The organism is Micromonospora sp. NPDC053740 (assembly GCF_040677775.1).
GTDB lineage: Bacteria > Actinomycetota > Actinomycetes > Mycobacteriales > Micromonosporaceae > Micromonospora > Micromonospora alfalfae.
This window is the reverse complement of sequence record NZ_JBFASO010000007.1, coordinates 41,151-66,173: the sequence shown is the minus strand read 5'-3', so window position 1 is coordinate 66,173 and position 25,023 is coordinate 41,151. Positions and strand designations below refer to the sequence as shown.

Genomic DNA, 25,023 nt, shown 5'->3' with positions numbered 1-25,023 from the left:
AGCCACCGACAGTTGCCGGGGCAACGCCCCACAGTCGGATCTCAGGTCAGCGCGATCTGGTCCGGGAAGCGCTCATGAAGCGAGGCGACGGCATGCCGCAGGCAGTACTCAAGACTGTGGCCGTCGACCCTGATCACGGCACCATCGAGCCGCTGGCCTGAGATCACCACGGTCCAGGGCTTACGCTCCCGCTCCCCGTCAATCTTGACCAGCCCGACCAGACCCATCTCCCCCAGATGCTCCAGCAGCTCCGGCACGCACTCGTCCCACCTCATCCACAAATGGGACCACCAAGACCGCTGCGGAAGCCAGCGGGTCGGTCTGGTCGTGCGTCGGGGCTTCCGGCTGCCGCGCCGGTCCAACCCCGGGACTGGCTTGCCACCGGGTCGCGGCACCAGCTCCACCGCCAGGACGTGACCCTCCCCCATAGCGGCCGGCCCGGTCCAGAACCACCGAGCCCCGGCCCGGAGAGGCCCCAAAACGGCACAGCCCGCGCGATCCGAGAAGAGACCCGACTGATCCAGCACTCAGGCCGTCTCCAGGCCGTCTCAGGCCGTGGCCAGGCCGTCAAACGCCACCCAACGATGACCAAGGTCAACCGGCACCTAATACACGGCTAGCTCAGAGCCTTGATCAGGTCTCTGAGCTGGTGGGCGACGGACGAGTCGACCTGTACGCCGGATTCTGTGCGCGGCGCGTACCCCGAGGGGTTTGCGCCGGCGGCGGCCATCCATCTCGGCCTGCCGTTGCCGGCAGGCTCCAGCGGCCTACCCGCAGACATCGGGCGGGCAGCCCTCAAGCGTCTGCGCCGGGTCGTCATCTTGCGGTGACGGCCCTTGCTTGGCCTTGCTCCGGGTGGGGTTTACCGAGCCACCCCGGTCACCCGGGGTGCTGGTGGGCTCTTACCCCACCGTTTCACCCTTACCGTCCCGTTGGGGTCGGCGGTCTGTTTTCTGTGGCACTGTCCCGCGGGTCGCCCCGGGTTGCCGTTAACAACCACCCTGCCCTGTGGAGTCCGGACGTTCCTCGGCGGCGGGCCGAAGCCCGCCGACGCGGCCGCCCGGTCGACTCGTCCGTCGCGCTCTCATCCTAACGACGAGCGTGCTGCCGGTATTGCCGCCCCGCCTGGGCAAGATCGCGCAGCTCACGAACGGTCCGGCGAATCCGTCCCGTGAGGCGGCGGCTAGCCTCGTGGGGCTATGGATCTCTCCCACGCCGCGCTGCTGCTCGCCGCCGGTCTCGCCGCTGGCACTGTCAACGCGGTGGCCGGTGGCGGTTCGTTGATCACCTTTCCGGCGATGATCGCGATCGGGTTGCCTCCGGTGCCGGCGAATGTCAGCAACTCCGTCGCCGTCTTCCCCGGGTACCTGGCCAGCGTGGCGGGCAGCCGGCAGGATCTGCCGCGTCCCCGCGCGCTGGCCACGCTGGTGCCTACCACCATTGTGGGCACGATCCTCGGGGCGTTGCTGCTGTTGGCCACTCCGGCCCGCGCGTTCGAGCTGGTCGTACCGTTTCTGGTCCTCGGCGCGACAGCGGTCCTGGCCTTCCAGGACCCGCTGCGCCGCCTGGTCGGTCACCCCCGGGACCTCACGCCACGCCGGCGGACGGTAACGGTTCAGACGATGGTTGCGCTCGGTGCGGTGTACGGCGGTTACTTCGGTGCGGCCCTCGGGGTGATGCTGGTGGCCGGGCTGGCCCTGGTGCTGGACGCGACACTGGCCCGGGTGAGCGCGATCAAGAATCTGCTCTCCGCGGTGGTGGGGTGCACCACGCTGGTGGTGTTCGCAGTGTTCGGCCCGTTGAACTGGGCGGCCGTCGCGGTGGTCGCGCCGGCCACCCTGATTGGGGGGTACGCGGGCGCCCGGCTCGTCCGCCGGCTGCCGCCGGTGGTGCTCAAGACGCTGATCGTGGTGTTCGGCACGACGATCGGCCTCTACCTGCTCTGGCGCGCCCTGAACTGACCCGGTCGACCGACGGTCAGTACGTCTCGCCGACAGGCTCGTGCTCGGTGTCGGCGGCGGCGCGGTTCCAGCGGGACCAGAGCACCCGCTCGCCGTAGCCGGCGGCCATCAGGTGAGCGAAGGCCAGGTAGACGAGCACGCCGACGGCGAGCACCCCGAAGCCGACCCAGAACGGCAGCGACAGCGACTGCTCGGCGAGCTTGCCGGAGATGATCGGGGCCGGCGCGGCGGCACCCCAGCGGACCAGGTTGAACGCTCCGGTGGCGACGCGCCGGTCGCTGGAGCCGAGGCCGAGCGCCAGGTCGGTGAGGTTGGCGTTGGCCAGCCCCATGCAGAGTCCGGCGAGCACCAGCACCACGAGCGCCTCGGCGGTGCTGGTGGAGGTGGCGAAGAGGACCATGCAGACCAGCAGCCCGGCGATGGCCACGCCGACGGTCTGCACCGCGCCGATGCGGTGGGCCAGCCGGTGACCGATCACCATGATGCCGGCGGCCAGGCCGAGACCCCAGCCGGTGAACGCGAGCCCCAGCGGGATGACGTCCAGGCCGAGGAAGAGCGGCGTGTAGCCGAGCACCACGAAGAACACGAAGTTGTACGCGGCGGTGACCACGCAGAGGGCGATGAACGCCGGTCGGCGGTAGGTGGCGAAGATCTGGCCGACGCGTACCGGGGCCTGCCGGTTGGTGGGCTCGCGGAGTTTGCGGGAGGCCACGCCGAGGGCGAGGACCATGAAGACACCGCAGACGAAGAACGGCAGCCGCCAGCTGACCTGGCCGAGCAGGCCGCCGATGAGCGGTCCGACGGCGAAGCCGAGACCGAGGGCGGTTTCGAAGAGGCCCACCACCCATTCCCGGTCGACGGCCAGGTTGACAAGCACCACCATTGCGGTGGCGAAGAACATCGCGTTGCCCAGCCCCCAGACGCCGCGCAGCACGGAGAGCTGCACGATGTTGTCGCTGAACGAGGCGAGGATCGCGGCGAGGCCGACAACTGAGACGCCGGTGATGAGCACCGGCTTGAAGCCGAACCGGCCGCTGGCCAGCGTCGCCGGGATCATGCCGAGGGCCATGACCGCGATGTACGCGGTGAACAGCAGCTCGACCTGCCAGGCGGTGACCCCGATCGCGTCGCCGATGGCGGGCAGGATCGGGTCGACGACGGCGATGCCGGCGATGGCGAGGAAGGCCACCAGTGTGGTGGCGTAGATGGCACTGCGGTTCGGTTCGGAACGCCGATCCACTCCGACTCCTCAGATAGCTGTATCCTACAGGTATTTATTCTGTATCATACAGCTATGAGCGACGACAGTGACGAGAGCACCCTCGGCCAGATCGAGACCGAGGTGGCCCTGCTGATGCGCTTCGGCGAGGCCACCCGACGGGCCACCGGCACGGCCGAGCACCGGGTGCTGGACCGCGCGGCGTACGTCATCCTGCGCCACCTGGCCGACGCCGGCCCGCAGAACGTCTCGGCGCTCGCCGCCCGACTCAACCTGGACGGCTCGACAGTCACCCGGCAGGTCTCCGCGCTTCAGCGCGACGGCCTGATCACCCGCACCCCGGACCCGTCCGACGGCCGCGGCACCGTCATCTCCCCCACCCCTGCCGGTCTCCAGCGGATGGCCGCCGTCCAGGCCGCCCGCACCCGGCTCTACGGCGACATGCTGGCCGACTGGAGCCCCGAGGACCGGACCACGCTGGCAGCCCTACTAAGCCGCCTGAACCAGGCCCTGGTGAACCGCAACCGCTCCCGCTGACCCCGCGTCGGGGTGTCGTGGTCTGGCTCACCGCGCCGTCCAGTCGCGCGAAGAAGCCCTTCCACCGCCAAGATCGCGCAAGATCCTGGTTGTAGTGGCAACCCGCGCGGTCCGACACCACTACAACCACGATCGAGCACGATCTTGCGGCGAACCCGCCGGGATTCAGGACAACGTTCGCCGCGCCCAGGTGCGGAAGTCGGTGGTCGGTAGGCCGAGGGCGCGGGTCATCTCCGGACGGGCGGGGCTTCCGTTCTCGTTGATCTGCTCGACCGCCTTGACCATGGCGGGCAGCAGGCCGCGCTCGACGGCCTCCTGGGGGGTGAGCACGGGCGCGGTGATCGCCCGACCGGTGACCTCACTCAGGATGGCCGCGACCTCGGTCATGGTGAGCAGGTCGCCGGCGAGTTCGACGTCCAGGCCGTCGAGCTTCCCCGGGTTCGTGATCGCGATCGCCGCCGCTTCGCCGATGTCGTCGACGGCGACCCACGGCATGCGCGTGTCTTCGGCGAAGCCGGTGATGATCGTGCCACTGGACCAGTCGCCGAAGAGGTAGGACCACCCGACCAGGTTCTCCATGAAGGTCGAAGGCTTCAGGACCGTCCAGTGCGCGAAGCCACCCGAGCGCACCAGCTCGTCGATTGCCGCCTTGCTCTCCCAGTAGTGCCTGTCCCACCGACCTTCGGCCCAGCCGGGCTGGTTGCGGTGAAAGTCGCCGGCACCCGAGACGCTGCTGTGCACGAACTGCGACACGCCGGCCCGGCGCGCCGCCTCGACGACGTTGCGGCCGCGGATCACTTCGGCGTCGCCCTGCATGTCCGTCACATCGGGATACGGGATGGAGAAGACGCCGTCCATCCCGTCCGCCGCGGCGAGCAGCGAGTCGGCGTCGTCCAGGTTGCCAGTGACCAGTTCGGCGCCCCGCTCCCGCAGAGCCTGGGCGCTGTCAGTGCCGGGATCGCGGACCAGGGCGCGGACCGGGACGCCACGGTCGAGCAGCGCTCGGGCCGTTGCCCCGCCCTGCTTACCCGTCGCGCCGATGACGAGAACAGCCACGATGCCTCCTGAGAAACAAATGGGGTGGCCCCCCACTTCTCGTCGGCTACGATACGGGGGACCACCCCATTTCTGCAAGGCGGGCCATGAGAGCGGACGCGCAGCGCAACTACGACCTCATCGTCACGGCGGCGTCCGAGGCGATCGCCCGCGACGGCGCGTACGCCTCGCTGGAGGAGATCGCCCGATCCGCCGGGGTCGGCTCGGCGACCCTGCACCGACACTTCCCCACCCGGTGGTCGCTGCTCCAGGCGGTCTTCGGCGGATGTGTCCGCAACCTGGCGGCGCGCGCCGGAGATCTACTCGCCGCGCCGGACGCGCTCGACGCGCTGACGACCTGGCTGCACGAGGTGACCGCGTACGCCACGACAACCCGCGGCCTCGCGGACTCGCTCCTGAACGAGCCCGCCCAGGAGTCCGACACCTGCGGCGCGACGCTCGTCGCCGCCGGTGAACCACTGCTACGCCGAGCCGTCGACGAGGGTTCGGTACGGCCCGACATCACCATGGCCGACCTGATGATCCTCGCCAACGGCATCTCACTCGCGGCGCAACCGATGGGCGCCGCCAAGGCGGAACAACTGCTGACCCTCGCCCTCCAGGGGATCGGGTCAGCGGACCGGCGCGAGTCGGTCCACAAGGGCTCGTGAAGCCCAGGCTTGGTCGATCATGGAGTTGTGGTGGGGCACGACTGCCGTGAACAGCCATCAACCAGGCACCACAACTCCATGATCGACGCGAAAACCCGCGCGGGTCTTCAGGTCAGGCGACCGGTTCGCGGGCCGGGTCGGCTTCGCGGTCGGGGCCCGGGGTGATCCGGGGGTCGCCCTCGTCGGCGAAGTAGTCGTCCGGCTCGGTGCCGTCGACTCCTTCCTCGACCTTCGCGGCCCGCAGCGCGAGCGTCACCAGAGCCGCCACGGCCAGGTTGACCGCCACCGCCACGATGCCGACGTAGATCGTCTTGGTGGTGTCGAACCCGAACTCCGACAGCGGGAACGCCGAGCCGCCGAAGTGCTTCCGGGTCGGGCTGGCCACCTGGTAGAGCATCCACATGCCCAACCCCATGCCGGCCACCCAGCCGACGATCAGGCCCGTGCGGTGGAACCAGCGGGTGTAGAGGCCCAGCGCCACCGCTGGCAGCGTCTGAAGGATGATCACGCCACCGATCAGCTGGAGATCGATGGAGAACTGCGGGTCGAGGAAGACGATGCAGGCCACCGCGCCGACCTTCACCACCAGCGAGGTGATCTTCGAGACGTTCGCCTCCTGGGCCGGGGAGGCGTCCCGCTTCAGGTACTCCTTGTAGATGTTGCGGGTGAACAGGTTCGCCGCCGCGATCGACATGATCGCCGCGGGCACCAACGCGCCGATGCCGATCGCCGCGTACGCGACACCGGCGAACCAGTCCGGGAACTGCTGGTCGAACAGCAGCGGCACGACGGTGTTGTTGTCCACACTGCCGGCCGAAGCACCGGGCAGCGGCTTCACGCCGGCCGCGATGGCCATGTAGCCGAGCAGCGCGATCAACCCGAGCAGCAGGCTGTACGCGGGCAGCGCCGACATGTTCCGCTTGATCACGTCGCGGTTCCGGCTGGCCAGCACACCGGTGATGCTGTGCGGGTAGAGGAACAGCGCCAACGCCGAGCCGAGCGCCAGCGTCACGTACTGAAGCTGGTTGTTGCCGTTGAGCAGGATGCCGTCGTTCGGATTGGGTGAGGCGTCGAACTTCGCGTCGGCGGCGGCGAAGATGTCACCCCAGCCGCCCAGCTTGTACGGCAGGTAGACGACCGCCACCAGGATCACGATGTAGATCAGGCTGTCCTTGACGAACGCGATCAGCGCGGGCGCGCGCAACCCCGACTGGTACGTGTAGGCGGCCAGGATGGCGAACGCGATGATGATCGGCAGGTGTCGGGCCAGCGCGTTGTCGCCGGTGACGCCCATCGTCTTGAGCACCGCTTCGATGCCGACCAGCTGCAACGCGATGTACGGCATGGTGGCGACGATGCCGGTGATCGCGATCAGCAGCGCCAGGACCGGCGAGTCGAACCGGTTGCGGACGAAGTCGGCCGGCGTGACGAACCCGTGCCGGTGCGACACCGACCAGAGCCGCACCAGCACCAGGAAGACCAGCGGGTAGATGACGATGGTGTACGGCACGGCGAAGAACCCGGCCGCGCCGGCACCGAACATCAACGCCGGAACCGCCACGAAGGTGTACGCGGTGTAGAGGTCACCGCCGACCAGGAACCAGGTGATCCAGCCGCCGAAGCTGCGCCCGCCCAGCCCCCACTCGTCCAGGTGCGCCATGTCCTTCGGCGCCCGCCACCGGGCGGCCACGAAGCCCATCACGCTGACCAGGAGGAACAGCACGGAAAAGACGATGATCTCGGTGAGATGGTCGCGCCACATCAGCGGCCTCCCCGCTTCTTCGTCATCTGGTAGACCAATGTGGTGGTGCCGACGCCGAGCAGGATGAAGGCCAGTTGCAGCCAGTAGAAGCGCGGGAAGCCGAAGACCCGGGGCGAGTCGCCATTGAAGAACGCCGGGATCAGCGGCACCACGATGGGGATGAAGAGCAACCAGTTCCAGGGGCTGTGGTCCTTCGCCCTGGTCGGCACCGTGGGCGGCGCCTCCGGTTCGGGTGCAGCCATCTGACACACCTCCGGGGAGTCGTGGCTTCCGATGTAACGGCCGGAGGCTACGACTCTGTGACGGCGGTCACCTGACCCGTCCGGAGGGTGCTGCGCCGAACGGCCGGTCGGCTGCGCCGAACGGCGCGGCCGACCGGCCGGGAGTAAATCGGCTCAGAGAGTGGCGAGGTGGGCGGTGTCGTTGACGGTGCGCACTGCCACGCCGCCGTCCGACCACATGTCGAGCACCGAGATGCCTGCCGCGTCCAGGAAGAGCCGGTGCAGGAAGCCGTCGCCGGCCGCGAGGGCGTCGCGCAGCACCAGCTTGATCGGCGAGACGTGCGAGACGGCCACCACTGTCTCACCGGGGTACGCGGTCAGCAGCCCGCTGATGACGCGGTGCGCGCGTTCGGCGACCTGGGTGAACGACTCCCCGCCCGGCGGCGCGATCCGGGGTGAGGCGAGCCAGGCGTCCATCTCCCCCGGCCACTGCTCGCGCACCTCGGCGAAGGTGTGCCCCTCCCACTGGCCGAAGTCGCACTCGATCAGGTCGTCCTCGGTGCGGACCGGCACGTCACCGAGCGCCCCGGCGATCGACGCCGCGGTGGCCGTACACCGGGACAACGGTGAGCTGAGCACTGCCGCGACGGACGGGGCCAGCTCGGCCACCCGGACGCCGGTGGCGCGGGCCTGGGCCCGGCCGCGCTCGGAGAGCGGAACGTCGCCGCGCCCGGAGTAGCGCCGCTGCTCGGTGTACGCGGTCTCGCCGTGGCGGACCAGGATCAGCCGGGTGGCGGTGAAGGTCGGCCGTGGCTCCCAGGAGGCCGGCGCGGTCGCCGGATCGCTGCCGACGATCGGGGTGGCGGGCGTCGTCGGGGGCTGGACGCCGGCCGGCGTTGGCGCCGGGCGGCCGGGGGCCGCTGTCGCCGACGGCCGACCCGCGGCGGCGTCCATGGCGGCGTTGGCGAGGGCGTCGGCGTGCCTGTTCTGCTCGCGCGGAATCCAACTGAACCGGACCGCTGCGAACCGGCCCACCAGCGCGGCGGCCTGGGCGGCGAGGGGCCGCAGGCCGGGGTGCTTGATCTGCCACCGGCCGCACATCTGCTCGACCACCAGCTTGGAGTCCATCCGGACGTCCACCTCGGCGGCGCCCAGCTCGGCGGCGGCGGTCAACCCGGCGATCAGGCCCTGGTACTCGGCGACGTTGTTGGTGGCCGTGCCGAGCGACTCGGAGCGCTCGGCGAGCACCTCGCCGGTCTCCGGGTCGCGGACCACCGCGCCGTAGCCGGCGGGGCCGGGGTTGCCCCGGGACCCACCGTCGGCCTCCATGGAGACCACGCGCGGCGCCACGACCTACAGACCCGACTCGTTGGTGCGGACCATGATCCGTCGGCAGTCCTCGCAGCGGACCACGTCGTCGGGGGCGGCCTTGCGGATCCGGGCCAGGTCGGCGCCGGACAGGTCCAGGCGGCACCCGCCGCAGCGACCCCCGGTGAGCAGCGCGGCACCCAACCCGGTGTCCTCGCGGATCTTGTCGTAGAGGTTGACCAGATCGCTGGGGAGGTCGGCGGCGAGCGGCTGACGGGCGCCCCGCTTGAACTCCTCATCCTTGGCGATCTCGGCCAGCGCTTCGTCGCGGCGCTGCTCGGTCGCGGCCCGCTTGTCCCGGGTCTCGGCCAGCCGCTGCTCCACGCCGTCCAGTACGCCCTGCGCGGTTTCCCGCTGCTCCATCAGCTCCAGCTCGGCGTCCTCCAGATCGCCCTGGCGGCGCTTGAGCGAGACCAGCTCGTGCTGGAGCGCCTCCAACTCACGCGCCGGGCCGGTGCCGGCGGCCAGCCGGTTCTCGTCCTTCTCCTTGCGGGCCCGGACCTGCTCGACGTCCTTCTCCAACCGGGCGATGTCCCGGTCCAGGTCGTCCACCGCCACCTGGGCGCGGACCCGCTCGTCCTCCATCGACGACAGCTCCCGGGCCAGCGACTCCAGCTCGGCCCGCTCCGGAAGCGAACGCCTGCGGTGGGCGAGTTGGGCGAGGTTGGTGTCGATCGCCTGGAGGTCGAGCAGGCGGCGCTGCACCTGAGGGTCAGCCTTCACGGTCGGGCTCCTTGTCGTCCACAGCGGGTGCGGCGGGTGCGGCGGCGTGCACGGTCCACGGGTCGGTGTCCAGGTCGGACACCAGCGTCTCGACGTCCAGCGCCTCCCGGAGGAAAGCGGCCAGGTCGTCCAGCCACGGTCGTTCGGTCGCCCAGTGGGCGGCGTCGATCAGGGCGGGACCATCGGCGGCGAGGTGCTCGCCGGCCGGGTGGTGCCGCAGGTCGGCGGTGAGGAACGCGTCCACCCCGGCGGCGGTCGCGGCGCCGAGGAAGCTGTCCCCCGACCCGCCGCTGACGGCGAGGGTACGAACCATACGCCCGGGATCCCCCGCCGCGCGAACTCCCCAGGACGTGACGGGGAGCACCGCCGCCGCGTGCCGGGTCAGCTCGGCGAGGGTCATCGGCTGGGGCAGTTCGCCGATCCGGCCGAAACCCCTGTCGTCGCCGTGAGCGGGCGAGCCGGGCGCGGGTCGTTGCAGTGGGCGCAGACCGGTGAGCCCGAAGCGGGCGGCGAGGGCGTCGGAGACGCCCGGGGAGGCCACGTCGGCGTTGGTGTGCGCCGCGTAGAGCGCCACCCCGGCCCGGATCAACTGGTGGATGATCCGCCCCTTGAAGGTCGTCGCGGCGACCGAGGACACCCCGCGCAGCAGCAGCGGGTGATGCGCGACGATCATGTCCGCGTCGGCGGCGAGGGCTTCCTCGACAGTCTCGGGCACCACGTCGACCACGCAGAGCACCCGGCGGACCGGGGCGGCCGGCTCACCGAGCACCAGGCCCACCCGGTCCCACTCCTCCGCCCAGACCGGCGGAAAGCGCCGTTCCAGCGCGGCCACCACGTCGCTGACTGTGGGGGCGGATCCGCTTGTGCTCACGGCGGGCCAGCTTACCGGCGTCGGGGCCGCCGGGCGGTGACACCCGGCCCGGCCGCGTCGGGTGGAAGATCTTCCGGACGCGCTAGACGGCGCTCCAGGAGACGGTCTGCAGTGCGGCCAGCGGCATCGCCCAGGGGAAGGCGTGCAGGTGCTGTTCCCCCGTTCCGGGCGGATGCAGAGCGATGACATCGTCGCCGAAGAGCACAGTGACGCCCCACTCGGCCAACCGGGCCACCCCGGCACGAAACGCCGGGTGGCAGGCCATCGCCGCGTTTGTGTACGGCACCGCCACGATGGGGACGCCCTTGCCCTGGGCCTCGACCAACAGCCCGAGCGCCAGCGTGTCGGTGATCCCGGCGGCCCACTTGTTGACGGTGTTGACGGTGGCCGGGCAGACGATCATGGCGTCGGCGGGTGGCAGCACGTCCGGGTCACCGGGGTTCTTGTAGTGCGTCCGCACCGGGTGGCCGGTCTGCCGGATCAGGGCCGACTGGTCGACGAACTTCGCGCCGTCCGGCGTGGTGACCACGCAGACGTCCCAACCGTCGCGTTGGGCGAGGTCGACCAGACGACCGACGTGCCGAGCCAGCGGCGAACCGCAGGCGATGACGTAGAGCACCTCGCGGTGCCCGCTGTTGCGCGCTGCACCGGCCATCAGACCGGCTCCGCGCTCATACCCCTACTCCCATGTGCTCAGCCAACTCCGCTACCGGAGAAGGCGGCGCACCACGTGTGCGACGGAGGATGTCGGACATCACCTCGTGCGCGATCGGCCGGCAGCGGATCTCCGACGGGGCGAGCCGATCACCGAGCAGCAGCATCTCGCCGGCGTTCGCCACGTCGCCTATCTGGGCGTACCCGCGGGCGATGTCGAGCAGGTGGTGCGCGCGGCGCTCGGGCAGCAGCGCGTTGAAGGAGGGCTCCGCGATGCGCAGCTGGTGCACCTCCACGGCCCGCCCCCCGTCGCCCAGCTCCACGGCGGCGGCGGCCCGGTGCAGCTCGACATTTGTCGGGCCGAACGACGTCCAGTAGTGGTTGTAGTCGCCGCCGAGCAGAGTGGCGGCCTCCTGCGCGCAGTTGATCAGGTCGTCGACGCTGGCCGAGTCACCGATGCGGGACGCGGCCATCGCCCCCTGGAGCAGCAGCATCCCGTAGACGGAGAGCCGGGCCGGCGAGACCTCGTTGCTGCCACCCGGCGCCAGCCGGTTGGCGATCTGGACGTTCAGCTCCAGCGCGGGGCGGGCCCGGCCCATCGCGACCAGGGCGTTGCACACCCGGGTGGTGGCGATCCCGGCGAGCAGCGGGTCGTCGGCCCGCTGGGCCACCGCCATCGACCGGTCGGCGGCCAACCAGGCGAGCTCGCACTCGCCGAGCTTGCGCAGCACCGAGGAGGCGATCTGGTAGACCTGACCGAGCAGGTGGGCCGCCTCGGCGGCCTGCTCACCGCCGTAGGCGGCGTCGGCCGCCTGGGCGTCGCGCAGCAGCTTCGGCAGCGCCCGGGTGAGCATCCCGTAGCGGCCGTACTGGTAGGTGAGCCAGGCGTGGTTGACGGCCTTGCGCATGTCGTCCATCGGTGGCGGGTACGGCGCCGCGTCGAAGTACGCGCTCATCGAGTCGTAGCGTTCCAGCGCCGCCCGGATCTCCTGCACCTCGACCTGGTCGATGCAGTTGAGGGCGTCGGCGCGCCGCTCCGGATCCTTACCCATCAGCAGTTGGACGTCCATCTGGAGGATGTCGGCGATCTCGTAGAGGACGGAGAACTTGTCCAACCGTCGGACGCCGCGTTCGACCTTGTCCACCCAGCTCTTGGACTTGCCCAGCCGGTCCGCGAAGACCTGCTGCGACATCTTGCGTCGCCCCCGCCAGTAGGCAACTCGCCGTCCTATGGGTAGCTCGTCCATCTCCCCATCCTCCCCTGCCACCGACAACCAATCGAGTCGGGGCGATGTCCGCGGGTGCGGCGACTGCCATTCATTTTCAGGTTTTCGCTGGTCGCACAGGATGTACGTCAGCCGTACAGGTAGTCCTCGTAGTTTTCGTGCAAGTTGCACGGGCCGTTCGTCAACCTCAACGATCGTGGGTTACGGCAGTGACGGTGCTCGACATGCGACCTGGCGAACGCCGGGCCCGACGAGAGGAGTTGGCACACATGTGGGGGAATGTCGTACCGCGCGTTGCCGAACTGTCGCCGCTGGAACGGGTCCGGCTGCGCCGGGTCGCCATCCGGTACGCGGTACACGGCTGGGAGGTCACCCCGGGTGCCTGTCTGGCCCGCAGCCGCTTCGTCTGCGGGCGGGCCGGCTGCCCCACAGTGGGCTGCCACCCCGCCCTGGAGAACTGGGAACTGGCCGCCAGCGCCGACCCGGCCCGGGTGGCCACCTGGTGGCGGAGCCGACCGCACGGGGTGCTGCTGCCCACCGGCCGGGCCTTCGACGTGCTGGAGGTGCCCGCCCACCTCGGCCGGCACGTGCTCGACGCGGTCCAGATCCACCCGGCCGGCACCGGCGTACGCGGACCGGTGCTGGTCACGCCCACCGGACGGTGGATGTTCCTGGTCCGCCCCGGCGACCCGCTCCGACCGGAGTTGGAGCACTGCTTCCACGTGGTCCGGCACGGGCCGGGCTCGTGGATCCCCGCGCCGCCCACCCGGTTGCCGGAGGGCACGGTCCGCTGGGCGGTCGCCCCGGAACAGGCACGTTGGCAGCTTCCGGATTCGTACCTCGTGCAGAACACGTTGATCGGGGCGCTGCGCGCCGCCGGGGTGACGCTCGCCCCCGACCTGCTCCCCGGTCACCTGCCGCTGCCCCGTCGAGGCATGTGAAACCGGCCCGGTCGACGATTCGATCCGGTGCCAGACAGCGTCGCCGAGGCGTCGGTCCTCGTTGACAGGGGGACGGTGCGAACGCGCGCCACGAACGGGGGAACGATGTCCACCAACGACAGAGCGCCTCACCCCGGCGGCACCGAGCCGCCCCGGCGCAGCCACCCGGGGCGCCGCTGGGCCGGCACCCGACCGTCCGGGTCCCGCCCCGGCCGCCCACGCCCCACCGGCTCCCGCCCAGCCGGCACCCACCGCCCCATCCGCTAGTAGCTCCCCGCTCTCGGCTCCCCCTCCCCGCACCCCCACCCCGCTCTCGGCGATCTTGCACTTGCTGTCCCGACAAAATGCACGTAACGGGACGAACCAGCAACCGAAACTGCAAGATCGCGGGGAGCGAAGGGGAGCGCGGGGCGCGGGGGCGCGTAAGGGGCTAGTCGGTTAGGGGGAGGTCGACGGAGTGGTGCTGGCGGGCGTTGTCGGTTATCGCCGCGTGGGTGTGGTCGTTCAGGCGGGCCAGCCAGTTGAGGCCGGGAGTGCCCATGGCGAGGGCGGCGGTGGCGTACGCGTCGGCCAACCCGAGGTCGGTGCCGACAACGGTCACCGAGCGCAGCCCACTGGCCGGTGCCCCGCGGCGCGGGTCCAGCACGTGCCGGCCCCGCTCGTACACGCCTGACGTCGCCACGGCCAGGTCGGTCCCGCTGAGGACCAGGCAGGCCGCCATCGCGTCCCACGGGTGCCGGATGCCGATGCGCCACGGCTCCCCCGACGGCGACAGACCCCGCACCCGTACGTCGCCGCCAGCGTTCACGCAGTGGTTGACGGCACCGGCGGCGACGAGGCGGTCCGAGGCGACCTGGGCCGCCCAGCCCTTGACGTAGCCGGACGGGTCGAGCCGACCGGTGGCGTACGCGTCGAAGAACCCATCGGTGGCGCCCCACAGGTCGGCGCAGGTCTCCAGCACGTACCGCAGGTCCGCGGACGCCTCGGAGAGCAGCACCTCACCCCTGTCGAAGCGGCACACCTCGCTGTCCGGCTTGTAGGTGCTGAACCGTCCGTCCACCTCGTGCATCCAGGCGAAGACCTCGTCCGCCAACTCGCGCAGTGTCGCCGGTGGCAGGTCGTCGGCGAGGTCCAGTTTGATCGTCGTACCCATGATCTGTTCGACCCGGCACAGCCCGGGTCGGGTCAGCGTGGCCCGCACGTCAGAATGCCTGCTCGATGGCGGACCGCAGCGACTGCTTGTAGGAGTTGCTGGTCTCGGTGGCCCCGGAGACGGTGTTCAGGTTCGCGTTCTGCTTTCGCACCACCTCACTGGGGGTGCCAGGAGCGCCGGTGCCGTCGTAGGCGAGGCGGACGTCGCCGCTGTGGATGTCGGATTCACCCCCGCTGGGCAGCGACAGCGCCACTGCCTCGACGATCCGGCTACCCGAGACGACGATCTGCACCTGCACGTACCCGTACTCGTTCTCGAAGCCGTCGCCGGTGACCCTGCGGTTGGTCGACTGGGGCGCCTTGGTGGTGGTCCGCGGAGCACTGGGGGCCTTCGTCGTCCTGGTGCCCGACGGGCGCGCGGTGGTCTTGCCGGGCTTGGGCGACGTCGACGGCTTGGCGCTTCCCGATGGTGTCGGCGTGCCGGCGGCCGGGTCGGTGCCCGGCGCACCCGGTTCGGCGCCCGGCCCGGAGGGGTTGACCGGCTGCGCGGTCGGCAGGTTCTGGGCGACCTGGCTGGTGCCTGGCGAGCCCTTGAACACCACAAGCGCTGTGGTGCTGGCGGCCAGGCCGGTGATCGCGAGGAGCGCGCGACGCATGGGGATGCCTTTCCTACAGCTCGAACGTGGCCAGATGGATCTGCCGTCGGGGCACGCCGGCCCGCCGCAGCGCCCGCACCGACTGTTCCACCAAGCCGGGCGGGCCACACAGGTAGACGTCGCGTCGGGCCACGTCGGGCACCAGTTGCCGCAGCCCGTCCGGGCTCATCAGCTGGCGTGGGCCGGGGTCGTCGCGGGAGCCGATGACGTACCAGACGGAGGTGTCGCGTTCCTGGGCCAGCCAGTCCAACTCGCGGCTGAGCAGCACGTCGGCCGGTGTGCGGGCGCGGTAGATCAGCGCGGCGCCCGGCGGCAACTCCTCAAGCATGGCCCGGATCGGCGTGATGCCGCTGCCACCGGCGATCAGCAGCGCCCGCTCGCGGAGCCGGTGCGCGGCGGTGAAGGTTCCCGACGGGCCTTCGGCCCAGACCCGGGTGCCCGGTTCCAGGTCGCGCAGGTCGGCGGTGTGGGTGCCGACCACCTTGACGGTGACCCGCAGCCAGCGGCCGTTCGCGGCGGCGGAGACGGAGAACGGGTGTGACTGCCACCAGCAGCCCCGGGTGAGGAACCGCCAGCGGAAGTGTTGGCCGCCGAGCATCGCCAGCCGGCCGAGCCGCTCCCCGGTGAGGTAGATGGAGATGGTGTCGGTGCTCTCGGCGACCACGTCGGCGACCCGCAGCTTGTAGCGCAGGTTGAACGCCAGCGGTGCGATCACGCGGCCCCAGAGCAGGGCGGCGACCACCAGCACGTACAGCGCGATCCAGCCGGTGCGCACCGGGCCGGGCCGGTACAGCTGCGCGCCGTGGGTGAACTGGTGGCCGAAGCCGAGCAGCAGGATGAGGTAGCTGGACAGGTGCAGCAGGTGCCACATCTCGTAGGGCAACGCCCGCCGGATCGCCCGGATGCTGCTGAAGCCGACCAGCATCATGATGCCGGCCGCGACGAACGCCGAGACCATGTCCTCGTAGTCGCCGAGCAACGTGCCGACCTCGGCGAGGATCGACTGGTTACGCAGGTCGGCGTAGCCGACCAGGATCAGCGACATGTGCGCCAGCACGGTGACCAGCAGTGTGGCGCCGATGTCCCGGTGCCAGCGGGCCATGTGCTCGCCGCCGATCCACCGTTCCAGCACCGGCAGTCGGCTCATCATCAGCACCTGCACCAGCAGCAGGTAGCCGGCGACCAGGCCGGTGATCCGGCCGGCCGCGGTGACGGTGGTCGCTGTGCTCCGCAACGATCCGGCCGGGGTGCCCAGCCACCAGGGCAGCACGCTGGCGAGCAGGCCGACCAGGAGCAGCACGCCCAGCAGCCGTCGGCCGCCGGGCCCGCGCCGGTCCGGGATCTGCGGGGGTACGGGCGCAGCCGACCGGCCGCCGTGCCGGGACGAGGTCCCGGTACGACGGCCGGCGGCGTGGGTGTGCGAATACGTCACGCGTACAGCTTCATCGGGGCGTACTTCTGGCGGGGGAAGACCTTGTCGACCTCCGCGTTGGTGAGCCCGAACCGGCCCTGCGCCACAGCGCCGTAGACGTTGAACATGTTGTTGTACTCCGGCACGTCACCGGAGTCCAGCTTGTCCAGACCGTTCCAGGTGCCCAGCAGCGAACCGGCCAGCTTCTTGCCGGACAGCAGGGTGACCACGCCGCCGTGCCCGTGGTCGGTGCCGTTGTTGTTGGAGCCGACCCGACGGCCGAACTCGCTGGACACCATGATCGTCACGTCGGCGGCCTTCGGGCCGAGGTCGGTGAAGAAGGCGGCCATCGCGTTTGCCAGCTCGTTGAGGCGGCGGTGCAGCTGGCCGCCCTCGCGGGTGCCCTGGTTCTCGTGGGTGTCGTAGCCACCCATGCCGACGGTGGCGACCCGGACGTTGGCGCCGCCCTTGATCAACTGGGCGAGTTGCTGGAACGCGTTACCGACACCCTCGTACTTGACGCCCTCGGCGGGCTGGTACGGCTTGGCGGCGAGCTTCTGGGCGGTGGCCAGCGCGCCCATGCCCTCCTGCACGGCTTCCTCGACCGGGTGGTTGATCCCGGTGAAGAGGCCCTTGATGGCCTTCTCGGTGGCGGCCCGGAACCGCTCGTCACCGTTGAGCCGCAGGGAGCCGACGTTGTTCAGCGAGAGCGCGCCGTTGTTGCCGACCAGCGAACGGGGCAACGTGCTGCCGATGCCGACGCTGCGGAACGCGGTGCCCTTGCCCAGGTTGTCGACCAGACCGTCGAGCCAACCCCGGCCGCCGGTCTCGTTGGGCAGCCCGCCCAGGTTGCAGGCGTCGGCGGCCTGGAAGTGGCTGCGGGACAGCCGCTCGTCGGAGACCGCCGGGATGAAGCCCAGCTGACCGGCAGTGAGCCACTTCTCCAGCGGCTTGAACGCGCTGGTCAGCTTGAAGCCGCGGCCCAGGGCCAGCGAGTCGTTGCCGAGCAGCAGGTCGGGCCGGGCCTTGTTGAGCACCGCGTCGTTGTCCGGCGCGATCAGGCTCAGGCCGTCCAGCCCGCCGTAGAGGAAGACGTGGATCAGGGTGCCGGTCTTGGTCGCCGCGAACGACGCCGAGGTGGTGACGAACTGGGCGGTGGCCAGCGCGGTGGCGGTGGCCGCGGCACCGGCGACGAAGGTCCGCCGGGTGACGCCGCGACCGTCCTGCTGGGCCTCCTCCAGGTCCTCCAGGGTGCGGTACCTGTCGAACTCGGCGGCGTTCTCGGCGGCGACGATGTCCGCCTCGGCGCGCAGCAACGCCTCGGCCGGGTTGTCGGCCAGCCGTCGCACGTCGGGGCATTCGGGGTGCAGGGGGAAAGAGTTGTACACAGTCTTCTCCATCGGGTGCCTCACCGGAGGTGGTGCTGGGGGGAAGCGAGGATCGCCCGCGCGACGGCGGTGATGGCCCCGTTGAACGTGGCGTCGACCTTGGTGGTCGCCGCCACACCGGCCACGCCGAGGATGAGGTTCTTCTCCCGCGTGCTCAACTTCTGGCCCACCAGCCGCAGGGAGAGCGCGTCCACGTACGCACCGGCCGTCGCCGGCGGCTTGGCGACCAGCTTCTCCGGCGCCGTGTACGTGAAGGTGGTGCGGTAGCCGGCGAGGATCTCGCCCGCCTCGTTCCAGCCGTTGACCATGGTGCCGGCCGAGGTCCACGCGACGTAGACGTCCGGGTAGCCGTCCGGGGTCGGATGACCCATCGGGGACTGGCCCAGCTCGCGCATCTTGTCGTGGATCTGGCGCAGCCCCCGGGCGTACGCGGTGCGCTTGCTGTCGCCGTTGTTGTGCTTCGGCGACGCCTCCGGCGAGACGCCCAGGGTGCGGTACGTGGCGACCAGGTACTCCATCGGCCGGCGCACCTTCTGACCCACGCCGGCCCAGAACTCCGAGGAGCAGAACAGCGTCATCAGGACCGGCTTGATCATGCCCTTGTTGGTGGTGTACGTCTTGGCCAGCCGGTCCACCAGGGACTTCGGCGGGGTGTCCGAGACGAACCGGGTGGCCAGGCTCTGCGCCACGTACTTCGCCGTCGACGGGTGCGTCGCGATGTAGGTGATGTACGCGTCGATCGCCGCTTCGGCCTTCTTCGGGTCGGCCGAGTTGTTCGCGTGGGTGAAGCCGAGGATCTTCACCTTGCCGACGTAGTGCTGCTCGGGGCGGAAGACGTACTTGCCCTTGTCGTCGACACCGCGGCCGGTCTGCAACATGGCGGCCTGCCGGACGTCGGGCTCCTTGTAGCCGCCGTCGACGCCGACCGAGTAGAGCTCGAGGTTCTCCCGGGCGAGGTTCTCGTTGATCGCGTCCTTGCGGGAGTCCTTCTGGTTCAGGTAGATCAGCAGCGCCGGGTGCTTGTTCGCGGCGACCAGCATCTCGGGGTAGCTGCCCAGCGCGTGCTTGCGCACGACGTCCTGGTCGAACGAGTTGCGGTACACCTCGCCGCCGTCGAAGTCCGCTGCGACGTGCAGGAAGTCGTTCCAGAAGTCGACCATCACCTCGAACAGCTGGCGCTTGGACCAGATCTGCCGGGCGATGGTGGCGTCGACCATCTCCCGCTCCGGGTGGGCGTCCTGCTCGTTGAGCTTGTCCCGCTGGTCGCGTAGCTGCTGCACGGAGAGCTTCTGGGTCGGCAGCTCGGCGAGCTTCAGCTCGCCCTTGCTCGGCTCCAACTTCTCCGGGTCGAGCTGGGCGCGGATCCAGGCGTCCATGCCCTCGCGCTTGATGTCGGCGACCACCGCGGGCGTCGCACCGAAGGTGGCGCGCCGGGCCAGGTGCAGGATCGGGTCCTTGGCCAGCACCGTCTTGACTGTCACCTTGGTCGCCGCCGCAGCCGCTGCCGGGCCGGAGAAGGTCCGCCCGCCGGCCGGCGCGTTCTTCTTCAGCGCCTCACCGGCCCGCGAGCCCATGTAGCTTTCGTTCTGCTCGGTGTAGGTACGCACGGTGCTGGGCTGCTGGCCGCTGGGGCGCGCCGCGGTGCCGTCGGTAACCGTGCTGCCGGTCGCGTCGCCGGCCGCCGCCTCGTCGCCGAAGAGGCCACGGATCTGCGGGGTCATGGCGAGCGCGGCGCCACCGGCGACGACGGCGGCGGTGCCGCCGAGGGCCACCATCGCCTTACGTCGGCCGACCTTGCGACCCGGCTCGTTGTCATCGTCGAGGGTGGGCAGTCCGGTACCGGCAGGTCGTGCCGGGGCCGGACGGCCGAGGCCCTCCGGGCCGACCCACTGCGGACCGCGCGGGGCGGGCGCGGGCTGCCCGGCGTACTGCTCACGCGGGTCGGCCTGCGCGGCGTAGCCGCCCTGGTAGGGGTGGGGCGAGTCGTAGCCGTAGGGCGCGGGCGTGTGGGGGTCGCCGTAGCCGTCAGCGCTGGGGTGCTGATGTCCGTCCCAACCGCGGTCGTCCCGCGGTCGACGTGGTGGCACATTCTGGTCGGCCATGTACCAATCCCGATTTCTGATGAGCGCCGGAAGCTGCTACCGGGCAGGTGCGGCAGGTGCGGCGACTGTTGCCTGAGGGGGTTGCTACGGCAAGGTAACCAAGGCCCCAGGGCCCTTCAAGGTGGCCGGAACCCACTCGTGAGGGCACTTAAGACAGCGCTCAGCGCGACAGCGGCGGCGGGCTGTGGGATGGACCTGCCCGCAGACCTTCCCAGCAGGGCGTACGCGTGGCGTGCCGAGCACGGATCGGACCACGCCGCCGTACGCGACAGTTACGGCCTCGTTCACCACCAAAGGCAAACTTAAGGCTCAGGTAAGTCGGACATGAGGCGCGCTCGCGTGCAGGAAAAGTAGCAGCAGCGGGCGAGCGTGAGCCGCCACCGCAGCGGGTATGCCGCCGAACCGCTGAACGCGTGAGGGGAAGGCAGCGCCATGCTCAGCAAAGAGGATCAGCGCAGATTCGACCAGATCACCCGTCAGCTCCGGGAAAGTGACCCGGCCTTCTTCAACCGGCTGGACCACCGGGCCCGAGCCCGCAGGGGCCGCTACCTGATGTTGTTGACCATCGTGCTGTGGGCGTCGCTGCCGGCGATAGCCGTGTTCGCCGGTCGACTCACCGGCGCGATCTGCGCGGTGGTGCTGGTGGCCAATGCCGCGATCATGTGGCGGTTCCGCCGCCGCTGGACGTGACTGCTCAACCGCTCAACGGGACGGCTCAACAGGTGGACGTGACAGCTCACCTGTCGGCCGGACCGAACGCCCGGTACGCGCGGCGCAACCGTTCGAGCAGTCCCGGCCCACCGATGGCCGGGGCCGGCGCTCCGAGCTGGCGCAGCAGCAGGTCGGTGCCGGTCACCAGTCGGGGCGGCCGATCCGGCAGCGGCACCGGCGCTGACCAGAACCGGTCCGCTGTGTCCGCCAGCGGCGTCGCCGACAGCCCGGCCAGCGCCCGAGCGGCGCCGACCGGCGCCACGACGTCCACTGTCGACGCCGCACCGTCCGGTCCGGACGGTGGGTCGAGCGGTGGGGGCGCCGAGGTCGCACCGGTGGTCGCGGCTCGCCGGGCGCGGAGTTCGTCGAGCAACTCCGCCCGGGACCGACCGCGCCAGTGCAGCAGCTCGAACGGGTCCGCGTCGAACGCCTCGGCCAGCAGGTAGAACGTCGCCGCGAGGTGCTTGCACGGCACCGCGAAGTCGGGGCAGTTGCAGCGCTGGGTCAACTCGTCCACGGCGGCCGGGAAGAGCGGCGCGCCGGCCGCGGCGAACAGCTCCTCCAACTCGTCGGGGAGATCTCCGGCGAGCAGCCGGGCGCTGAAGAACGCCTGCCCGGCCAGCTCGTCCTCGATTCGGGACCAGAGCGCCGCCGGGAACGGCTTCAGCGCGATCGACACCTGGTACGGCTGCGGCCGGGAGCCCTGCACCACCGCGTCGACCCGGCCGGGGGTGATGTCGAGCGTGAGCACCTGACCGGCTCGCGCGTACGACCGGCCCCGGGTCAGCCGGGTACCGAGCGCGAACGACTCCAGCACCTCCAGGAAACGCCGCGACCACCAGGACCTGCCGATCGCGCCCCGGGCACTGCGTGCCCGCAGACCCCCGTCGACCCGACGCGGACGCCCGTAGTCGGCGAACCGGTCGGTGCTCACGTCGGCGCTCCGCTCGCTCACTCCACCACCGCGCCGGCTTCCAGGGCGAACAGGTCCCGCAACTGGCCGGTGGACAGCTCGGTGATCCACTGCTCACCGGTGCCGACCACCCGTTCGGCGAGGCTGCGCTTGTCGGCGATCATCGCGGCCACCTTCTCCTCGACAGTGCCGGCGCACACGAACTTGCGCACCTGCACCCGTCGACGCTGCCCGATCCGGAACGCCCGGTCGGTGGCCTGGTCCTCGACCGCCGGGTTCCACCACCGGTCCACATGCACCACGTGGTTCGCGGCGGTCAGGGTCAGCCCGGTGCCGCCGGCCTTGAGGGAGAGGACGAACAGCGGCGGACCCTCCGCAGACTGGAAACGCTGCACCAGGGCGTCCCGCTCGGCCTTGCCGAGGCCACCGTGCAGGAACAGCACCTCCCTGCCGAACCGCGCCGACAGGTGACCCCGCAACATCGCACCGAACTCGGCGTACTGGGTGAAGAGCAGTGCCCGCTCCCCCGCCGCCAGCACCTCCTCAAGGATCTCGGTGAGCCGAGCCAGCTTGCCGGAGCGGCCCTCCAGCGGTGAGCCGTCGCGCAGCAACTGGGCGGGGTGGTTGCAGACCTGCTTGAGGCGGGTCATGGTGGCCAGCACCAGGCCGCGTCGTTCGATGCCGTCGCTGGTCTCGATCCGGGCGAGCATGTCGTCGACCACCACCCGGTACAGCGCGGCCTGCTCCGCAGTGAGGTTGCAGAGCACCTCCATCTCCAGCTTCTCCGGCAGGTCGGAGATGATCGACGAGTCGGTCTTGAGCCGGCGCAACACGAACGGGCCGGTGATCCGGCGCAGCCGCTCGGCGGCCTCGACGTCGCCGTGCCGCTCGATCGGCTCGGCGAACCGTTTGCGGAACGTCGCGGCCGGCCCGAGCAGACCCGGGTTGGCGAACTGCATGATCGACCAGAGGTCGGCGAGGCGGTTCTCCACCGGCGTGCCGGTCACCGCCACCCGTTGCCGGGCGGGCAGCGCACGAACCGCCTCGGCCTGCCGGGTCGACGCGTTCTTGATCGCCTGCGCCTCGTCCACCACCACCCGGTGCCAGTCGATGCCAGCCAGGTCGGCGGCGTCGCGGGCGGCCACCGAGTAGGTGGTGAGGACCAGGTCCGCGCCGTGCGCGGCCGCCGTGAACTCCGCCCCCCGCGCCCGCTCGGCACCATGGTGTACGTGCACCCGCAGCTCCGGGGTGAACCGGGCCGCCTCCCGCTGCCAGTTGCCGACCAGCGACATCGGACAGACCAGCAGGGTCGGCCCGGCCTCCGGTGGGTCCCCGGCGAGCAGCGCGAGCAGTTGCACCGTCTTGCCCAGCCCCATGTCGTCGGCGAGGACACCGCCCAGACCGAGTGAGCGCAGGAAGGCGAGCCAGGCCAGCCCTCGCTGCTGGTACGGCCGCAGCGTCCCCCGGAAGCCCGGTGGCGGGTCCAGCGGGGTGAGCCGCCGCTCGACCGCGCCGGCGAGCAGGTCGCCCAGCGCCCCGTCGGCGGTCACCTCCAGCACCGGCAGCTCGCCGGTGGCCTCGCCGTCGGCCAGCCCGAGGCGGAGCAGGTCGGCGACGGTCAGCTCGCCCGCGGAGCGGAGCAGGCGCAGCCCGGCCGCGAGCCGCCCCGGGTCCAGTTCCACCCACCGCCCGCGGAGCCGTACCAGCGGGGTCTTCGTCTCGGCCAACGCCGCCAACTCCTCGGCGGAGAGCGGCTGGTCACCGAGTGCGATCTCCCAGCGGTAGTCGACAAGGGCGTCCAGGCCGACTCCGGCATCGGTGCCACCCACGGTGCCCGGCGCGGTGCGGCTGCGCGCCCGCAACCGGGCGCCCAGTCGCGCCGACGGACGCTGCCACCAGGACGGCAGCAGCACCCCGAAACCGGCCGCGTGCAGCACCGGTGCGCCCGCACTGAGGAACCGGTGCGCCCCCTCGACGTCGAGTTCCATCGCCTCCGGGGCGGCGGTACGCAGCGCGGCGTCCAGGTCCGGCCAGAGCCTGCTGGCCCGGCCCAGCTCGGCGAGGAGCGTCTCCTGCGGGTTGGCCGTCCGGCCAACCAGGCCGCCGAGGGTCTGCGGCGCTCGCCAGATGTCCCCGGCATCCACGTGCAGGCCGGGTTCGTCCGCGGCCTGCAACCCGAACTCCAACCGCCAGCGCCCGGCACCGATCGACCCGACCGACACCGGCGCGCTGTCGGCGGACACCGGCGCGGTCGCGTCGTCGGCGGACCTCACACGGGTGGCCAGGATCGGTTCGGTGACCTCGTCGGGGGCTGGTTCGACCAGGCGGAAACTGGCCCGCACCGGGCCACCGGCGGCGTCGCGCTGCCAGGCGTCCAGTTCGGTGGAGAGGCTGTCCAGCCCGGCCGGGTCGATGGTGAAGTCCCGCTGCGGGCCGGCGAGCGCGGCCAGCCAGGCCGGTGCCGGACCACCAGGGCGCAGCCCTCGTGCCAGCGTGGTGGTCGCCAGCGCGGCCCGCGCGGCGGCGTCGGTGAACGCATCGAGCGCATCCGCGACCAGGGCGGCAGCGGTCAGCTCAGACCCGCCCGAACCAACAATCGCCGCAGCGGAGGTGGCGGCGCTCCCAGTGGGCCCCTGAGCAGCGCCGGCGGACGACGGCAACGCGGCGGACGGCAACGCGGCGGCGGACGGCAGGACGGCAGCGCGGGCGGCGGGTGGCAGGGCCAGCGCCAGCGCGCGCGCCCAGGCGGCGTCGGTGCCGGTCAGCAGCGGACGCCAGACCGCCTGCGCGAGCACCTGCCCGCCCGACGCCGTCGTCGCGCCCGCGCCGGGCGCCCAGTCAACCGTCGTCGTGCCCGCGCCGCCCGTCGCCGCGCCTGCGCCGGGCGTCTGGTCGACCGCTGTCGCGCCAGCGTCGGGCGTCTGGTCGGCCGTCGCGCCAGCGCCGGGCATCCGATCGGCCGTCGTCGCGTGCACGCCGGGGAGGACGCGGCCACGGGTCACCAGGTCGGCGGCGAAGTCGACCAGTTCGGCGAGGTGTCGCAGGGTGGCCCCGGGCACCGCCGGGATGTCGTCCAGGGCTCGCAGCAGCGAAAGGGCGTCGTCCGGGGCGTACACCAGGGTGGGAACCCGCCACCCGGCCAGGGTGAGCCGGCCGCGGGCCGCGGGTGCGACTGTGGTCCGGATCAGTTCGGGTGAGTCGGTCGGCGCGCCGGCCAGGGTGGGCAGGGTGAGTAGCGCGGTGTCCGACCGGCTCGGCTCGGCGGCATCGGCGAGGACGGCGGCCAGGTCGGTGTGCCCGGCCGCGAAGGGGTGCGGGCGTTCCCGGGCCGGCCGGCCCGTACGTGCAGCGGGAATCGGTGCGGTGCTGTCCTCGGCCCAGATGGCGAGGCCGCCGGTCGAGCTGCCGCTGGGCAACCACAGCCCGTGGATGACCAGCACCTGCTCCCCCTAGTCGCCGCCCGCCCCCAGCTTAGGCGGCCCACCCGGCCCGGCGTCCGCG

At 71.2% G+C, this 25,023-nt stretch carries 22 protein-coding genes and 1 other RNA gene; 5 read left to right on the top strand and 18 right to left on the bottom strand.

The features are described from left to right. Positions 1–41: 41 nt before the first annotated feature. Positions 42–257 carry a hypothetical protein gene (locus AB0K35_RS19415; protein ID WP_363886636.1) on the bottom strand — a complete coding sequence of 72 codons (216 nt, stop codon included), beginning with the start codon at positions 255–257 and terminating at the stop codon, positions 42–44. Between the two features lie 400 nt (positions 258–657). After that, positions 658–1,072, bottom strand: an RNA gene (gene rnpB / locus AB0K35_RS19410) — RNase P RNA component class A. Positions 1,073–1,199: 127 nt separating this feature from the next. Between rnpB and AB0K35_RS19405 the strand changes: the two genes are divergently transcribed. Continuing rightward, the gene (locus tag AB0K35_RS19405; protein WP_363886635.1) at positions 1,200–1,961 is read left to right on the top strand and encodes a sulfite exporter TauE/SafE family protein; all 762 of its coding nucleotides are present in this window, start codon (positions 1,200–1,202) and stop codon (positions 1,959–1,961) included. A 16-nt stretch (positions 1,962–1,977) separates the two neighbouring features. Here the strand turns inward: AB0K35_RS19405 and AB0K35_RS19400 are convergent, their stop codons facing one another. After that, positions 1,978–3,201, bottom strand: a complete 1,224-nt coding sequence (locus AB0K35_RS19400) for an MFS transporter (protein WP_363886633.1) — start codon at positions 3,199–3,201, stop codon at positions 1,978–1,980. 54 nt (positions 3,202–3,255) lie between these two features. On the opposite strand from AB0K35_RS19400, the gene AB0K35_RS19395 reads away from it, so the two are divergent. Next, positions 3,256–3,717, top strand: coding sequence for a MarR family transcriptional regulator (locus AB0K35_RS19395; RefSeq protein WP_363886631.1), 462 nt, complete (start codon positions 3,256–3,258; stop codon positions 3,715–3,717). Between the two features lie 165 nt (positions 3,718–3,882). Here AB0K35_RS19395 and AB0K35_RS19390 read toward each other — a convergent pair whose 3' ends face one another. After that, on the bottom strand, positions 3,883–4,773 hold the full coding sequence (locus AB0K35_RS19390; protein WP_363886629.1) for an NmrA/HSCARG family protein: 891 nt from the start codon (positions 4,771–4,773) through the stop codon (positions 3,883–3,885). A gap of 86 nt (positions 4,774–4,859) precedes the next feature. Between AB0K35_RS19390 and AB0K35_RS19385 the strand changes: the two genes are divergently transcribed. Further along, positions 4,860–5,423, top strand: coding sequence for a helix-turn-helix domain-containing protein (locus AB0K35_RS19385; protein ID WP_363886627.1), 564 nt, complete (start codon positions 4,860–4,862; stop codon positions 5,421–5,423). A gap of 112 nt (positions 5,424–5,535) precedes the next feature. Here AB0K35_RS19385 and mctP read toward each other — a convergent pair whose 3' ends face one another. The 7 genes from mctP to AB0K35_RS19350 all read right to left on the bottom strand — a co-directional run bounded on the left by mctP (position 5,536) and on the right by AB0K35_RS19350 (position 12,269). Next, positions 5,536–7,185, bottom strand: a complete 1,650-nt coding sequence (mctP, locus tag AB0K35_RS19380; protein ID WP_363886624.1) for a monocarboxylate uptake permease MctP — start codon at positions 7,183–7,185, stop codon at positions 5,536–5,538. After that, on the bottom strand, positions 7,185–7,427 hold the full coding sequence (locus AB0K35_RS19375) for a DUF3311 domain-containing protein (RefSeq protein ID WP_238671462.1): 243 nt from the start codon (positions 7,425–7,427) through the stop codon (positions 7,185–7,187). Before AB0K35_RS19375 ends, mctP begins: the two co-directional genes overlap by 1 nt. 153 nt (positions 7,428–7,580) lie before the next feature. Next, on the bottom strand, positions 7,581–8,756 hold the full coding sequence (locus AB0K35_RS19370) for a bifunctional RNase H/acid phosphatase (protein ID WP_363886621.1): 1,176 nt from the start codon (positions 8,754–8,756) through the stop codon (positions 7,581–7,583). 3 nt (positions 8,757–8,759) lie between these two features. After that, positions 8,760–9,497, bottom strand: coding sequence for a C4-type zinc ribbon domain-containing protein (locus AB0K35_RS19365; protein WP_238671464.1), 738 nt, complete (start codon positions 9,495–9,497; stop codon positions 8,760–8,762). Beyond that, entirely contained in the window at positions 9,487–10,368 is an 882-nt protein-coding gene (locus tag AB0K35_RS19360; RefSeq protein ID WP_363886619.1) for a Nif3-like dinuclear metal center hexameric protein, read from the bottom strand. Before AB0K35_RS19360 ends, AB0K35_RS19365 begins: the two co-directional genes overlap by 11 nt. 82 nt (positions 10,369–10,450) lie before the next feature. Next, positions 10,451–11,023, bottom strand: coding sequence for a flavoprotein (locus AB0K35_RS19355; protein WP_238671466.1), 573 nt, complete (start codon positions 11,021–11,023; stop codon positions 10,451–10,453). A 16-nt stretch (positions 11,024–11,039) separates the two neighbouring features. Next, on the bottom strand, positions 11,040–12,269 hold the full coding sequence (locus AB0K35_RS19350; protein ID WP_238671467.1) for a helix-turn-helix domain-containing protein: 1,230 nt from the start codon (positions 12,267–12,269) through the stop codon (positions 11,040–11,042). Between the two features lie 248 nt (positions 12,270–12,517). On the opposite strand from AB0K35_RS19350, the gene AB0K35_RS19345 reads away from it, so the two are divergent. Further along, complete coding sequence (locus tag AB0K35_RS19345) at positions 12,518–13,189, top strand: bifunctional DNA primase/polymerase (RefSeq protein ID WP_091409390.1); 672 nt, start codon at positions 12,518–12,520, stop codon at positions 13,187–13,189. Between the two features lie 430 nt (positions 13,190–13,619). Here the strand turns inward: AB0K35_RS19345 and AB0K35_RS19340 are convergent, their stop codons facing one another. From AB0K35_RS19340 to AB0K35_RS19320, 5 genes are read right to left on the bottom strand one after another with little or no spacing between them, the layout of a single operon-like run. Further along, a complete protein-coding gene (locus tag AB0K35_RS19340; RefSeq protein ID WP_363886930.1) occupies positions 13,620–14,342 on the bottom strand; it encodes an FAD:protein FMN transferase in 723 nt (240 codons plus the stop codon). 49 nt (positions 14,343–14,391) lie between these two features. After that, complete coding sequence (locus AB0K35_RS19335; protein WP_363886617.1) at positions 14,392–14,997, bottom strand: FMN-binding protein; 606 nt, start codon at positions 14,995–14,997, stop codon at positions 14,392–14,394. A 13-nt stretch (positions 14,998–15,010) separates the two neighbouring features. After that, positions 15,011–16,429, bottom strand: coding sequence for a ferredoxin reductase family protein (locus AB0K35_RS19330; RefSeq protein WP_238671469.1), 1,419 nt, complete (start codon positions 16,427–16,429; stop codon positions 15,011–15,013). Further along, complete coding sequence (locus AB0K35_RS19325) at positions 16,426–17,808, bottom strand: DUF1501 domain-containing protein (RefSeq protein ID WP_238671470.1); 1,383 nt, start codon at positions 17,806–17,808, stop codon at positions 16,426–16,428. The genes AB0K35_RS19330 and AB0K35_RS19325 overlap by 4 nt, the downstream gene beginning before the upstream one ends. Positions 17,809–17,816: 8 nt before the next feature. Then, entirely contained in the window at positions 17,817–19,898 is a 2,082-nt protein-coding gene (locus tag AB0K35_RS19320; RefSeq protein ID WP_363886614.1) for a DUF1800 family protein, read from the bottom strand. Positions 19,899–20,330: 432 nt separating this feature from the next. On the opposite strand from AB0K35_RS19320, the gene AB0K35_RS19315 reads away from it, so the two are divergent. After that, positions 20,331–20,588 (top strand): DUF3040 domain-containing protein, encoded by a 258-nt coding sequence (locus tag AB0K35_RS19315; protein WP_091409372.1) that lies wholly within the window; start codon positions 20,331–20,333, stop codon positions 20,586–20,588. 46 nt (positions 20,589–20,634) lie between these two features. On the opposite strand, the gene AB0K35_RS19310 is transcribed toward AB0K35_RS19315, so the two are convergent. Beyond that, positions 20,635–21,564, bottom strand: coding sequence for an SWIM zinc finger family protein (locus tag AB0K35_RS19310; RefSeq protein ID WP_238671472.1), 930 nt, complete (start codon positions 21,562–21,564; stop codon positions 20,635–20,637). After that, the gene (locus AB0K35_RS19305; RefSeq protein ID WP_363886612.1) at positions 21,561–24,962 is read right to left on the bottom strand and encodes a DEAD/DEAH box helicase; all 3,402 of its coding nucleotides are present in this window, start codon (positions 24,960–24,962) and stop codon (positions 21,561–21,563) included. Before AB0K35_RS19305 ends, AB0K35_RS19310 begins: the two co-directional genes overlap by 4 nt. Positions 24,963–25,023 lie beyond the last annotated feature (61 nt).

Excerpts from the sequence above, each read along its gene's own strand:
- AB0K35_RS19315 (WP_091409372.1), top strand. The coding sequence starts at position 20,331 with ATGCTCAGCAAAGAGGATCAGCGCAGATTCGACCAGATCACCCGTCAG.
- AB0K35_RS19345 (WP_091409390.1), top strand. The coding sequence starts at position 12,518 with ATGTGGGGGAATGTCGTACCGCGCGTTGCCGAACTGTCGCCGCTGGAA.
- AB0K35_RS19320 (WP_363886614.1), bottom strand. The coding sequence starts at position 19,898 with ATGGCCGACCAGAATGTGCCACCACGTCGACCGCGGGACGACCGCGGT.
- AB0K35_RS19385 (WP_363886627.1), top strand. The coding sequence starts at position 4,860 with ATGAGAGCGGACGCGCAGCGCAACTACGACCTCATCGTCACGGCGGCG.
- AB0K35_RS19375 (WP_238671462.1), bottom strand. The coding sequence starts at position 7,427 with ATGGCTGCACCCGAACCGGAGGCGCCGCCCACGGTGCCGACCAGGGCG.
- AB0K35_RS19405 (WP_363886635.1), top strand. The coding sequence starts at position 1,200 with ATGGATCTCTCCCACGCCGCGCTGCTGCTCGCCGCCGGTCTCGCCGCT.
- AB0K35_RS19395 (WP_363886631.1), top strand. The coding sequence starts at position 3,256 with ATGAGCGACGACAGTGACGAGAGCACCCTCGGCCAGATCGAGACCGAG.
- AB0K35_RS19335 (WP_363886617.1), bottom strand. The coding sequence starts at position 14,997 with ATGCGTCGCGCGCTCCTCGCGATCACCGGCCTGGCCGCCAGCACCACA.
- AB0K35_RS19355 (WP_238671466.1), bottom strand. The coding sequence starts at position 11,023 with ATGGCCGGTGCAGCGCGCAACAGCGGGCACCGCGAGGTGCTCTACGTC.
- AB0K35_RS19325 (WP_238671470.1), bottom strand. The coding sequence starts at position 17,808 with ATGGAGAAGACTGTGTACAACTCTTTCCCCCTGCACCCCGAATGCCCC.
- mctP (WP_363886624.1), bottom strand. The coding sequence starts at position 7,185 with ATGTGGCGCGACCATCTCACCGAGATCATCGTCTTTTCCGTGCTGTTC.
- AB0K35_RS19350 (WP_238671467.1), bottom strand. The coding sequence starts at position 12,269 with ATGGACGAGCTACCCATAGGACGGCGAGTTGCCTACTGGCGGGGGCGA.
- AB0K35_RS19340 (WP_363886930.1), bottom strand. The coding sequence starts at position 14,342 with ATGGGTACGACGATCAAACTGGACCTCGCCGACGACCTGCCACCGGCG.